Origin of the sequence: Curtobacterium sp. MMLR14_002 (assembly GCF_001864975.1) — a bacterium.
In the GTDB taxonomy this organism is placed as follows: domain Bacteria; phylum Actinomycetota; class Actinomycetes; order Actinomycetales; family Microbacteriaceae; genus Curtobacterium; species Curtobacterium flaccumfaciens.
The window spans coordinates 75,115-87,694 of record NZ_MJGT01000059.1; the positions used below are offsets into that span (position 1 = coordinate 75,115).

The 12,580-nt window shown below is 71.2% G+C and carries 10 protein-coding genes; 9 read left to right on the forward strand and 1 reads right to left on the reverse strand.

Annotated features, from left to right (window positions below):
• The 7 genes from lspA to BIU91_RS10700 all read left to right on the forward strand — a co-directional run bounded on the left by lspA (position 1) and on the right by BIU91_RS10700 (position 9,823).
• Complete coding sequence (lspA, locus tag BIU91_RS10670; RefSeq protein ID WP_241660342.1) at positions 1–687, forward strand: signal peptidase II; 687 nt, start codon at positions 1–3, stop codon at positions 685–687.
• Positions 684–1,613, forward strand: coding sequence for an RluA family pseudouridine synthase (locus tag BIU91_RS10675; protein ID WP_071405425.1), 930 nt, complete (start codon positions 684–686; stop codon positions 1,611–1,613). Before lspA ends, BIU91_RS10675 begins: the two co-directional genes overlap by 4 nt.
• 904 nt (positions 1,614–2,517) lie before the next feature.
• Entirely contained in the window at positions 2,518–6,048 is a 3,531-nt protein-coding gene (gene dnaE, locus BIU91_RS10680) for a DNA polymerase III subunit alpha (protein ID WP_084741079.1), read from the forward strand.
• 11 nt (positions 6,049–6,059) lie between these two features.
• On the forward strand, positions 6,060–6,932 hold the full coding sequence (locus BIU91_RS10685; protein WP_071405426.1) for a hypothetical protein: 873 nt from the start codon (positions 6,060–6,062) through the stop codon (positions 6,930–6,932).
• Positions 6,929–8,236 (forward strand): histidinol dehydrogenase, encoded by a 1,308-nt coding sequence (gene hisD / locus BIU91_RS10690; RefSeq protein ID WP_071405427.1) that lies wholly within the window; start codon positions 6,929–6,931, stop codon positions 8,234–8,236. The genes BIU91_RS10685 and hisD overlap by 4 nt, the downstream gene beginning before the upstream one ends.
• A 13-nt stretch (positions 8,237–8,249) precedes the next feature.
• Positions 8,250–8,750: a transcriptional regulator NrdR gene (gene nrdR, locus BIU91_RS10695; RefSeq protein ID WP_027465260.1), complete on the forward strand. Its 501-nt coding sequence runs from the start codon at positions 8,250–8,252 to the stop codon at positions 8,748–8,750.
• On the forward strand, positions 8,747–9,823 hold the full coding sequence (locus BIU91_RS10700) for a quinone-dependent dihydroorotate dehydrogenase (RefSeq protein WP_084741082.1): 1,077 nt from the start codon (positions 8,747–8,749) through the stop codon (positions 9,821–9,823). Before nrdR ends, BIU91_RS10700 begins: the two co-directional genes overlap by 4 nt.
• A 224-nt stretch (positions 9,824–10,047) precedes the next feature.
• On the opposite strand, the gene BIU91_RS10705 is transcribed toward BIU91_RS10700, so the two are convergent.
• Positions 10,048–10,623, reverse strand: a complete 576-nt coding sequence (locus tag BIU91_RS10705; protein ID WP_071405428.1) for a DUF3043 domain-containing protein — start codon at positions 10,621–10,623, stop codon at positions 10,048–10,050.
• A gap of 52 nt (positions 10,624–10,675) precedes the next feature.
• Between BIU91_RS10705 and BIU91_RS10710 the strand changes: the two genes are divergently transcribed.
• Both BIU91_RS10710 and BIU91_RS10715 read left to right on the forward strand, forming a co-directional pair.
• Positions 10,676–12,127 (forward strand): dipeptidase, encoded by a 1,452-nt coding sequence (locus BIU91_RS10710; RefSeq protein WP_071405429.1) that lies wholly within the window; start codon positions 10,676–10,678, stop codon positions 12,125–12,127.
• A gap of 58 nt (positions 12,128–12,185) precedes the next feature.
• Complete coding sequence (locus BIU91_RS10715) at positions 12,186–12,554, forward strand: iron-sulfur cluster assembly accessory protein (RefSeq protein ID WP_035808216.1); 369 nt, start codon at positions 12,186–12,188, stop codon at positions 12,552–12,554.
• Positions 12,555–12,580 lie beyond the last annotated feature (26 nt).

The window sequence follows — 12,580 nt, forward strand, 5'->3', positions numbered from 1 at the left end:
TTGTCGCGACCAGCATCACGAGCGAAGGTCAGTGTCCGCGCGATCGCGGCACTGGCCTTCGCCGCTGTCGTGGTGGTGGCGTTCGACCAGGTCGCCAAGACGCTGGTCGTCGCGAACCTGCCCTACGGCACCCCCGTCCCGGTCCTCGGCGGGGCGTTGCAGTTCCTGTACGTCCGGAACCCGGGGGCCGCGTTCTCGTTCGCGGTGAACATGACCTGGGTGTTCTCGGTCATCTCGGCCGCGGTCGTCGTCGCGATCATCGTGTACTCGCGTCGCATCCGGTCGATGTGGTGGGCCATCGTGCTCGGCATGCTGCTCGGCGGCGCGCTGGGCAACCTGCTCGACCGGCTCTTCCGTGAGCCCGGCTTCGGTCGTGGCCACGTCGTCGACTTCATCTCGACGCCGTGGATGATGCCGGCGATCTACAACGTCGCCGACTCCTTCATCTGCATCAGCATGGTGGTCTTCGTGCTGCTGGTGATCCTCGGCGTGAACCTCGACGGCACCCGCACGCTCTCGGCCAAGCGACAGGCTCAGCTCGACGCGGCGCAGCCGGTCGACGCGGCGGAGCCGCTCGACGGTGGGGCCGCGTTCTCGTCGGCCGATGCCGCTCTCGACGAGCCGACCCGCGCGTCCAGGCCGGAGGACCGCGACCGTCGCGACACGCTGGGCCACGACGCCACGTGAGCGAATCGCGATCTCTTCCCGTGCCCGACGGGCTCGCCGGTGAGCGCGTCGACGCCGCCATCGCGAAGCTCCTCGGCTTCAGCCGGTCGTTCGCGGCCGACGTCGTCGCCGCCGGTGGCGTCCGCGTCGACGGTGTGCCCGTCGACAAGTCGGACCGGCTGCACGCCGACTCCTGGCTCGAGGTCGAGTGGACCCCGAAGGAGCCGCCGCGCATCGTCCCGGCGGCCGTGCCGGGCATGACGATCGTGCACGACGACGAGGACATCGTCGTCGTGGACAAGCCCGTCGGTGTCGCCGCGCACCCCTCGCCGGGGTGGGACGGTCCGACCGTGCCCGGGGGCCTCGCCGCCGCCGGGTTCACGATCGCGACGTCGGGTGCCGCCGAACGCGCCGGGATCGTGCACCGCCTCGACGTCGGGACCTCGGGCCTGATGGTCGTCGCGAAGACGGAGCTGGCGTACACGCACCTGAAGCGGGCCTTCAAGGAGCGCACGGTCGAGAAGGTCTACCACGCGCTCGCGCAGGGCCACCCCGACCCGACCTCGGGCACGATCGACGCCCCCATCGGGCGGCACCCGTCGAGTGACTGGAAGTTCGCGGTCACGTCGGAGGGCAAGCCGAGCGTCACCCACTACGAGACGCTCGAGGCCTTCCGCGCTGCAACTCTGCTCGAGGTGCACCTGGAGACCGGGCGCACCCACCAGATCCGGGTGCACATGGCTGCCACACGCCACCCGCTCGTCGGGGACACGATGTACGGCGCCGACCCGGTGCTGGCGGCCGAGCTCGGGCTGACGCGCCAGTGGCTCGATGCCGTCCGGCTCGGCTTCGACCACCCCCGCACTGGCGAGTGGGTGTCGTTCGAGGCGCAGTACCCGGAGGACCTGCAGGCAGCGCTGGAGCAGATCCGGAGCGCGTCGCTCTGACGTGCCCGGGCGCTTGCGCCGAGTGGTCACGAACTGTCGGCTGCGGAGCCGCCAGGCGACGCTTTCTGCGCCCGCGGCGGCCGGCGTGCGGCGTGTCCTGCTCCCTCGGCGGGGCGCCCCGCGCGTGTCCTGACCGACGCGCTCGGGCGCTTGCGCCGAGGGGTCACGAACTGTCGGCTGCTGCGCCGCCAGGCGACGCTTTCTGCGCCCGCAGCGGCCTGCCCGCGGCGTGTCCCGCCCTCTCGGCGTGGCGCCCCGCGCGTGTCGCGACCCGGTGCCGGTCTGGAGGCGCGCTGCTAGCCCGCCCCGAGCCTCCCGTCCGCCGTGCCCGGGCCTTTGCGCCGAGGGGTCACGAACTGTCGGCTGCGGCGCCGCCAGGCGACGCTTTCTGTACCCGCGGCGGCCGGCGTGCGGCGTGTCCTGCCGTCTCGGCGGGGCGGCCCGCGCGTGTCCAGACCGCCGCGCCCGGGTGCTCGCGCCGAGGGGTCACGAACTGTCGGATGCGGCGCCGCCAGGCGACGGGTTCTGCGCCAGCGGCGGAGCGCGTGCGGCGTGTCCCGCCCCTTCGGCGGCGCGCCCCGCGCGTCGCGACCCGATGCCGGCCTGGAGGCGCGGTGCGGGCCCGCCACGCGCCTCCCTGCACGCCCGGGCGCTTGCGCCGAGGGGTCAAGAACTGTCGGCTGCGGCGCCGCCAGGCGACGCTTTCTGCCCCCGCCGCAGAGCGCGTGCGGCGTGTCCTGCTCTCTCGGCGGTGCGCCCCGCGCGCGTCGCGACCCGATGCCGGTCTGGAGGCACGGTGCGGCCCCACCCCGTGCCTCCAGTCCGCCCCGACGCGCGCGGGAATGTGGGCGGCCGCGGTTAGGCTGTTCCCACCCCGCAGCACACCGTACGAACCGGAGGTTCCGTGTCGGATTCCGACTCCTTCGTCCACCTGCACGTGCACAGCGAGTACTCGATGCTCGACGGTGCCGCCAGGCTCTCCGACCTCGTGGCGGAGACCGCCGCGCAGGGGATGCCCGCCGTGGCGGTGACCGACCACGGCAACATGTTCGGCGCCTTCGAGTTCTGGAAGGCCGCCAAGGCCGGTGGCGTCAAACCGATCATCGGGACCGAGGCGTACATCACGCCCCGCACGCACCGCTCGGACAAGACCCGTGTGCGCTGGGGTGACGGCGGGGGCGACGACGTGTCCGGCGCCGGCTCGTACACGCACATGACGATGTTCGCCGAGAACACCACGGGCATGCACAACCTGTTCCGGTTGTCGTCCAAGGCGTCGCTCGAGGGGTACTACTTCAAGCCCCGCATGGACATCGAGCTCCTGCAGGAGTACCACGAGGGCATCATCGCCACCACGGGCTGCCCCTCGGGGGAGATCCAGACGCGCCTGCGGCTCGGCCAGTACGACGAAGCGGTGCAGGCCGCCGCTGACTACCGCGACATCTTCGGCAAGGAGAACTACTTCGCCGAGGTCATGGACCACGGTCTCGAGATCGAACGCCGGATCATGAGCGACCTGATCCGCCTGGCGAAGGACCTCGACATCCCGCTGGTCGGCACGAACGACCTCCACTACACGCACGCCCACGACGCCAAGTCGCACGCGGCACTGCTCTGCGTGCAGTCCGGCTCGACCCTGAACGACCCGAACCGCTTCAAGTTCGACGCCGACGAGTTCTACCTGAAGACCCCGGCGCAGATGCGGCACGTCTTCCGCGACAACCTCGAGGCCTGCGACAACACGCTGCTCATCGCGGAACGCTGCAACGTGGAGTTCGACACCTCGGCCAACTACATGCCGAAGTTCCCGGTGCCCGAGGGCGAGACCGAGCACTCGTGGTTCGAGAAAGAGGTCGCGAAGGGGCTGGACTACCGGTACCCGGACGGCATCTCGCAAGAGGTGCAGGACCGCGCCGACTACGAGGTCGGCATCATCAACCAGATGGGGTTCCCGGGCTACTTCCTGGTGGTCGCGGACTTCATCAACTGGTCCAAGAACAACGGCATCCGCGTCGGTCCGGGTCGTGGCTCCGGTGCCGGCTCGATGGTGGCGTACGCGATGCGCATCACCGACCTCGACCCGATCCGGCACGGCCTGATCTTCGAGCGGTTCCTCAACCCGGACCGCGTCTCGATGCCCGACTTCGACGTCGACTTCGACGACCGGCGCCGCGGTGAGGCGATCAAGTACGTCACCGAGAAGTACGGGTCGGAGCGCGTGGCGCAGATCGTCACGTACGGCACGATCAAGGCGAAGCAGGCGCTCAAGGACTCCTCGCGGGTCCTCGGGTTCCCGTTCGGCATGGGCGAGAAGCTCACGAAGGCGATGCCGCCGCCCGTGATGGGCAAGGACATCCCGCTCACCGGGATCTTCGACAAGGACCACCCGCGCTACAAGGAAGCCGTCGACGTCCGTACCGTGGTCGAGACCGACCCCGAGGCGAAGACCGTCTTCGACACCGCGCTCGGGCTCGAGGGGCTGAAGCGCCAGTGGGGCGTGCACGCGGCCGGCGTCATCATGTCGAGCGACCCGCTCATCGACATCATCCCGATCATGAAGCGGGAGCAGGACGGCCAGATCGTCACGCAGTTCGACTACCCGGCAGCGGAGTCGCTCGGCCTGATCAAGATGGACTTCCTGGGGCTCCGCAACCTCACGATCATCAGTGACGCCCTCGACAACATCAAGACGAACCGTGGGACCGAGCTCGACCTCGAGAACATGGGGCTCGAGGACCCCGAGGCGTACGCGCTCCTGCAGCGCGGCGACACGCTCGGCGTGTTCCAGCTCGACGGTGGGCCGATGCGTGGCCTGCTGCGGCTGATGAAGCCCGACAACTTCGAGGACATCTCCGCGCTCATCGCCCTGTACCGCCCGGGGCCCATGGGTGCGAACTCGCACACGAACTACGCGCTCCGCAAGAACGGCGAGCAGCCGATCACGCCGATCCACCCGGAGCTCGAAGAGCCCCTCAAGGACATCATCGGCACGACCTACGGCCTGATCATCTACCAGGAGCAGGTCATGGCCATCGCGCAGAAGGTCGCCGGGTTCTCCCTCGGCCAAGCGGACATCCTCCGCCGCGCGATGGGCAAGAAGAAGAAGTCCGAGCTCGACAAGCAGTACGCGGGCTTCCAGCAGGGCATGAAGGACAACGGGTACTCCGACGCGGCGATCAAGACGCTGTGGGACATCCTGCTGCCCTTCTCCGACTACGCGTTCAACAAGGCGCACTCGGCGGCCTACGGTGTGGTGTCCTTCTGGACCGCGTACCTCAAGGCGCACTACCCGGCTGAGTACATGGCGGCGCTGCTGACGAGCGTCGGCGACGCCCGCGACAAGCTCGCGCTCTACCTGAACGAGTGCCGCCGGATGGGCATCAAGGTGATGCCGCCGGACGTCAACGAGTCGATCGGCTTCTTCGCCGCAGTCGGCGACGACATCCGCTTCGGCATGGGTGCCATCCGCAACGTCGGGTTCAACGTCGTCGACGACATCGTCAAGGCGCGGACCGAGAAGGGCGCCTTCGAGTCGTTCCACGACTTCCTGCGCAAGATCCCGATCTCGTCTGCGAACAAGCGCACGGTCGAGTCGCTCATCAAGGCCGGTGCCTTCGACGAGTTCGGCGACACCCGCCGAGCCCTGGTGGAGATCCACGAGGGCGCGGTCGAGGGCGCGGTGAAGGTCAAGCGCGACGAGGCCCACGGCAACGTCGGGTTCGACTTCGACTCGCTCTTCGCCGAGGCAGCCGAGGACGCCCCGAGCGCCGCGGTGTCGCAGGTTCCGGACCGTCCGGAGTGGTCCAAGCGCGACAAGCTGGCGTTCGAGCGGGACATGCTCGGGCTCTACGTGTCCGACCACCCGCTCGCCGGGCTCGAGATCGAGCTCGCGAAGCACCAGTCGATCACCATCGCCGACCTGCTCACCGCCGACGACTCGATCGAGGGCGAGACGGTCACCGTCGCCGGCCTGCTGACGAGCGTGCAGCACCGGGTGGCGAAGACGAGCGGCAACCCGTACGGCATCGTCGACATCGAGGACTTCGGCGGCCAGATCGGCGTGATGTTCCTGGGCAAGACGTACCAGGAGTTCGGCCCGTCCCTGGTGCCCGACTCGATCGTCGTCCTGCGCGGTCGCGTCAACGTCCGCGACGACGGCAAGGCGCTGCACGCGGTGAGCATGTTCCAGCCGAACGTCGGCGACGCGATGGGCTCCGGCCCACTCACGCTGTCGTTGCCCGAACGGCAGGCCACGACGACCACGGTGACGGAACTCGCCGCCGTGCTCGGCCGCCACCAGGGTGACACCGAGGTGCGGTTGAAGCTGCTCAAGGACGACGTCGCGCGCACCTTCGAGCTGCCGTTCCCGGTGAACCTGACCCCCGACCTGTTCGGCGAGCTGAAGAGCCTGCTCGGACCGCGCTGCCTGGTGTAGGGGCACGGACCATGGCCGGGCCGCCGGGTTCGCCGGGTCCGGACGTCCTGCGGGCGTTCGGCGTGCACGACCGGCCGCTCGAGCGCCTCGGCGGCGGGCGCGGACGCACGTGGCGCGCCGGGGACGTCGTCCTCCGCCCGTCCGGTGACCGCCTGGAGGCCCGGTGGCGGTCCGCCACGCTGGCGCGGCTCGTCCACACGGCCGGGTTCCGGACGCCGCGCCCGGTCGCCGCCACGTCCGGGGACTGGGTCGTGGACGCCCGCGCCGACTCCGACGCCGACGCCCGCACCGGCGTCAGCACCGGTGACGACGGTTGGGAGGCCTGGCGGTGGGTCGACGGTTGGACCGACCCGACTCGCGTGGACGACGTGATCGCCGCGGGTGCAGCGTTCCACCGGGCGATCGCCCATCTGCCACGCCCGGACTTCCTCGACCACCGCGACGAGCCCTGGAGCCGGGCGGACCGCATGGCCTGGGGCGGAACAGCCCTGCCCGACGACCCGACGCTGGACCGCCTGGCCGCGACGTTCCGGCCGGTGACGTCCCCGTCGCAGCTCATCCACGGCGACCTGCTCGGCAACGTGCTCTTCACGCCGGGGGAGCCGCCCACGGTGTTCGACTGGGCACCGTACTGGCGCCCGGCGGGCCTCGGTGCCGCGATCGCCGCGGTCGACGCCGTGTGCTGGCACGGGGTCGCCGTCGGTCGGCTCGGCGTGCTCGGCACCGGCGTCCCCGAGTGGCCGCAGCTGCTCGTCCGTGCGCTGGCCTTCCGGATCGCCACGCTGCACCTGCTCGACGCGTGGGACGCGGACCAGACGGCTCGCCACCGGCCCGTGGTCGACGCGGTCGTGCAGCACGCCGCCGGTACGCTGGACCCCTCATGATGCAGCGAATCGACCTCCGCGGCGGCCTCCCCGCCCGTGCCGAACTCCTCCGACTCATGCCCCGCGCCGCGGGTGACGTGTCGCACGCGGTCGACGCCGCGCGCGAGTTGATCGAGGACGTCCGACACCGTGGGGCCGCTGCCCTGCACGACCAGGCCGAGCGCTTCGACGGCGGGGCTCCCGCGGACGTCCGGGTGCCCGCTGCCGAGATCACCGCAGCCGTGGCCGGGCTCACGCCCGAGGTCCGGGCAGCCCTCGACGAGGCCATCCGCCGCGTCCGGGCCGCGAGTGCCGCGCAGATCCCCGCCCCGTCCGTGACGACCCTGGCCGACGGCGCCGAGGTCCACCAGCGCTGGCAGCCGATGCGCCGCGTGGGGCTCTACGTGCCCGGTGGCAAGGCCGTCTACCCGTCCAGCGTCGTGATGAACGTCGTCGCGGCCCAGGTCGCGGGCGTGCCCTCGATCGCCCTCGTGTCGCCGCCGCAGCGCGACCACGGCGGCGCGGTGCACCCGACGATCCTCGCCGCGGCGGGGCTGCTCGGCATCGACGAGGTCTACGCGATGGGCGGCGCCGGAGCCGTCGGCGCGCTGGCGTACGGCGTCGCCGAGATCGACCTCGAGCCGGTCGACCTGGTCACCGGTCCGGGCAACAACTACGTCGCCGCGGCCAAGCGCCTGGTGCGCGGGGTGGTGGGCATCGACTCCGAGGCCGGGGCGACCGAGATCCTCGTGATCGCGGACGACGCCGCCGACGCCGGGTTCGTGGCCGCCGACCTCATCAGCCAGGCCGAGCACGACGAGCAGGCCGGCAGCGTGCTGGTGACGACGTCCGCGGCGTTCGCCGACGCGGTGGAAGCCGCCATCCCGGAACGCACGGCGGTGCTCGGGACGGCTGCGCGCCTCCAGACCGCCCTGGACGGCCCGCAGTCCGCGATCGTCCTGGTGGACTCGCTGACCGACGCCGCGACCGTGAGCAACGCGTACGGGCCGGAGCACCTCGAGATCCAGACGGTCGACGACGACGCCGTGCTGGCCGACATCGACGCCGCCGGTGCGGTGTTCGTCGGGCCGAGCACGCCGGTGAGCCTGGGGGACTACCTGGCCGGGTCGAACCACGTGCTGCCGACCGGCGGCCAGGCCCGGTTCGGGTCCGGGCTGTCCGCGTCGACGTTCCTGCGACCCCAGCAGATCGTCCGGTACACGCCCGAGGCCCTGGCCGAGGTCGCGCCGCACATCGTCGCCCTGTCCACCGAGGAGCAGCTCCCCGCGCACGGGGCCGCCGTGACGGAGCGCACGAACCGATAGCCTGGGGAACGACATGTTCTGCCCCTTCTGCCGCCACCCGGACTCCCGCGTCGTCGACTCACGGACGAGCGACGACGGAACTTCCATCCGCCGCCGTCGACAGTGCCCCAACTGCGGTCGACGGTTCTCGACCACCGAGACCGCATCGCTCAACGTCGTGAAGCGCAACGGGGTCACCGAGCCGTTCAGCCGCGACAAGATCGTCTCCGGCGTCCGCAAGGCGTGCCAGGGGCGCCCGGTCACCGACGGTGACCTGGCCGTGCTCGCGCAGCGCGTCGAGGAGACCGTGCGGTCCTCCGGATCCAGCCAGATCGATGCGAACGACATCGGCCTCGCGATCCTCGCGCCCCTGCGGGAGCTCGACGAGGTCGCCTACCTGCGGTTCGCGAGCGTCTACCAGGCGTTCGACTCGCTCGAGGACTTCGAGGACGCCATCGGCCAGCTCCGCCGCGACCACCACGGGGCATCCGACACGGCCGCCGGGTCGTCCGCACCGTCCGGCACGCGCGCGTGAGCGGCATCGCCGAACGCATCGTGCGCGGCGGCTACCGCGTCGTGTTCCGTTCCGTGTTCGCGAACATGGACCCGGAGCGCGCCCACCACCTGGCGTTCGCCGTCATCGCGGGGCTGCCACGCGTGCCGTTCCTGAGCGGCGTCGTCGAGCGGTACTGCCGTCCCGCGGCGGCCGACGGCATCACCACGATGGGCATCCACTTCCCGTCGCGCTTCGGCCTGGCGGCCGGGTTCGACAAGGACGCCCGCGGCATCGCCGGTCTCGGCCTGCTCGGCTTCGGCCACGTCGAGGTCGGCACCATCACCGCCAAGCCGCAGCCCGGCAACGAGCGCCCGCGCCTGTTCCGGCTGATCGGCGACCGCGCCCTGATCAACCGCATGGGCTTCAACAACCACGGCGCCGCAGCCGCCGCCCGGCGCCTCGAGCGCGCCCGCCGCAACCCCGGTCGCCCCGTCATCGGCGTGAACATCGGCAAGAGCCGGGTCGTCTCCGTCGAGGACGCCATCGACGACTACCTCGAGTCCACCCGGCGGCTCGCGACGTTCGCCGACTACCTGGCGGTCAACGTCAGCTCGCCGAACACGCCCGGTCTGCGCGGACTGCAGGAACTCGACCAGCTCCGACCGCTGCTGTCCGCGGTGCGCGACGCCGCCGGCCGGACGCCGGTGCTCGTCAAGATCGCGCCGGACCTGACCGACGAGCAGATCGACGCGATCGCGGGCCTCGCGGTCGAGCTCGGGCTGTCCGGGGTGATCGCGAACAACACGACGATCTCCCGCGACGGGCTGACCGCCGATCCGTCCGACGTCGAGGCGATGGGTGCCGGGGGCCTCTCCGGTGCGCCGGTCGCCGCTCGCTCGCTCGAGGTCCTGCGTCGCGTCCGCGCCGCAGTGCCCGCCGACTTCTGCGTCATCGCCGTCGGTGGTGTGACCACCGAGCAGGACGTGCAGGACCGCATCGACGCGGGAGCCACGCTCGTGCAGGGCTACACGGCGTTCCTCTACGAGGGACCGACCTGGGCCGCGCGCATCAACCGGCTGCGCCGTCGGCGGCTGCGTCGCGCCGCGCGGTAGACGCGACCACCTGACGGACTGGAGGCCCGTGGCGACACCGCCACGGGCCTCCAGTCCGTCTTGGGCGCGCCCACGGCCGCTTCGTGAGCAGCAATGGTCGGGTGCGTCGCGCCCACCCGACCATTCCTGCTCACGAAGCGCGAACGGGGGAGTGGGGAGCGGGGGAGTGGGAACGACGAAGCGCCGCCCGGCAGGCCGGGCGGCGCTTCGTCGTGTGCGTGTGGCTAGAGCGTGGGGTACTGCCCACGCCGGACCTGGGGCTTCGGCAGCCGCAGGAAGCGCAGCTGCCATGCCCGCGTGAGGATGTAGAGGAAGGTGCCGCGCTGGAGCTCGCCGAACTTGTTGGTGAGCTTGCGGCGGAGCGACAGCCACAGCACGACGCAGTCGATGATGAACAGCGCCACGAACGCCCACACCAGCAGGAGCGAGTAGGAGGCGATGACGGTCTGCGCGGCCGCGAACCCGACGATCAGGAACAGCACGAGCACGGGCATCATGACCTCGCCGACGTTCCAGCGGGCGTCGATCCAGTCGCGGACGAAGCGTCGCTGCTCACCGCGGTCCTTCGCCGGCAGGTAGCGCTCCTCGCCGTTGGCCATGCCGACCCGGGCACGCTCGCGCTCCGAGTTGAGGCGGGCACGGGCGGCCTTCTTGTCGACCGGCGTGTTGCCGACGAGGGGGCGGCGGTTCGCTGCCTCTCGCTCGCGGCGGGACGGCGTGGGGCGGCCCTTGCCCTGCTCGAGGAGCTCGGCCTCGGTCGGGTTGTCGGTCGTGTTGGTCTTGGGGGCTGCCTTCGCCACGGTGCGTTCCTAACGGCGGTGTGCGTGCGGGATCTCCTCTAGATTACCGGGCATGACCGACAGCGAACAGCACAGCCCCGCGACCGACCCCGCGCTCCTCGACGCCCTGCGCGAACACGTGCAGGGGGCACTGCCCACGACGATCGCCGACCTGTCCGCGCTGGTGCGCCTGCCGTCGGTGTCCTGGTCGGCCTTCGACCCGGCGAACGTGCGCGCGAGTGCCGAGGCCGTCGCGGACCTCGCCCGGTCGACCGGGGTCTTCGGGGCGGACGACGTCCGGATCGTGCGGTCGGCGGTGTCCGGCTCGACGGCCGACGTCGCCGAGGCCGACGCCGAGACCGAGCTCGGCCAGCCCGCGGTGCTCGCGGTGCGCCCGGCGCGGAACGGCAAGCCGACGGTCATGCTCTACGCCCACCACGACGTGCAGCCGCAGGGCGACGAGGCCCTGTGGGAGACGCCGCCGTTCGAGCCGACCCTCCGCGGTGACCGCCTGTACGGCCGCGGTGCCTCGGACGACAAGGCCGGTGTGATGACGCACATCGCGTCGCTCCGCGCGGTGCACGCCCAGTTCGGTGACGACCTCGACCTCGGGATCGTGCTCTTCGTCGAGGGCGAGGAGGAGTTCGGCTCCCGCTCGTTCCGCACGTTCCTGCGCGAGCAGAAGGAGCACCTCGCCGCCGACGTCATCGTCGTGGCGGACAGCGACAACTGGTCCACCGAGGTCCCGTCGATCACGGTCTCGCTGCGCGGCAACGTCACCTTCAAGCTCACCCTGACCACGCTCGAGCACGCCAGTCACAGCGGCATGTTCGGGGGAGCGGCCCCGGACGCGATGATCCCCATGGTGCGGCTGCTCGCCTCGCTGCACGACGCCGACGGCTCGGTCGCCGTCGAGGGGCTGTCCTCGTACGAGGCCGACGTGCCGGAGCGCACCGAGGACGAACTCGCCGTGGACGCCGCTCTCGTCCCAGGTGTCCGCCCGATCGGCACCGGCGCCGTGCTGTCCCGCATGTGGTTCCAGCCGTCGATCACGGTGACCGGCATGGACGTGCCGAGCGTCGCGAACGCCTCGAACACCCTGCTGCCCACGGTCTCGGCACGGGTCTCGGTCCGCGTCGCCCCCGGTCAGGACGCCCGTCAGGCGTCCGCTGCCGTCGAGCGGCACCTGCGCGAGCACGTCCCGTTCGGTGCACGGATGGAGATCACCGAGCCGGACAGCGGCGACGGGTTCCTCGTCGACACCGCTGGCTGGGCCGTCCAGGAGGCCCGCACGGCCATGCGCGAGGGGTGGGGTGCCGAGGCGGTCGAGCAGGGCATCGGTGGGTCGATCCCGTTCGTGTCGGACCTGGCCGCGGAGTTCCCGGACGCGCAGATCCTGGTCACCGGCGTCGAGGACCCGGACACCCGCGCGCACAGCCCGAACGAGTCGCAGCACCTCGGCGTCCTGCACCGTGCCATCGCGTCGGAGACGATCCTGCTCGCCAGGCTCGCGACGCGCAGCTGAGGGTGCTTACAATCGACGCCAGGCGCGGTGACCAGCACCGCCCGGAGGGAGACGCGCGATGAGCGACACCATCACCGAAGCACCGGCGACCGAAACGCAGTCGCACGGCGTCCTCCTGAGCGACGCCGCTGCCGGCAAGGTGGCGAGCCTGCTCGAGCAGGAGGGCCGCGACGACCTGCGCCTGCGCCTCGCCGTCCAGCCCGGTGGCTGCTCGGGCCTGATCTACCAGCTCTACTTCGACGAGCGCCTGCTCGACGGTGACGTCACCGCCGAGTTCGACGGGGTCGAGGTCGTCGTCGACAAGATGAGCGTCCCGTACCTCGACGGCGCGACGATCGACTTCGAGGACACGATCCAGAAGCAGGGCTTCACGATCGACAACCCGAACGCGCAGGGCAGCTGCGCCTGCGGTGACAGCTTCCACTGATCGCCAGCGATCCGACACGCGAGCGG

Excerpts from the sequence above, each read along its gene's own strand:
- BIU91_RS10685 (WP_071405426.1), top strand. The coding sequence starts at position 6,060 with ATGGCCGGGCCGCCGGGTTCGCCGGGTCCGGACGTCCTGCGGGCGTTC.
- hisD (WP_071405427.1), top strand. The coding sequence starts at position 6,929 with ATGATGCAGCGAATCGACCTCCGCGGCGGCCTCCCCGCCCGTGCCGAA.
- nrdR (WP_027465260.1), top strand. The coding sequence starts at position 8,250 with ATGTTCTGCCCCTTCTGCCGCCACCCGGACTCCCGCGTCGTCGACTCA.
- BIU91_RS10710 (WP_071405429.1), top strand. The coding sequence starts at position 10,676 with ATGACCGACAGCGAACAGCACAGCCCCGCGACCGACCCCGCGCTCCTC.
- BIU91_RS10715 (WP_035808216.1), top strand. The coding sequence starts at position 12,186 with ATGAGCGACACCATCACCGAAGCACCGGCGACCGAAACGCAGTCGCAC.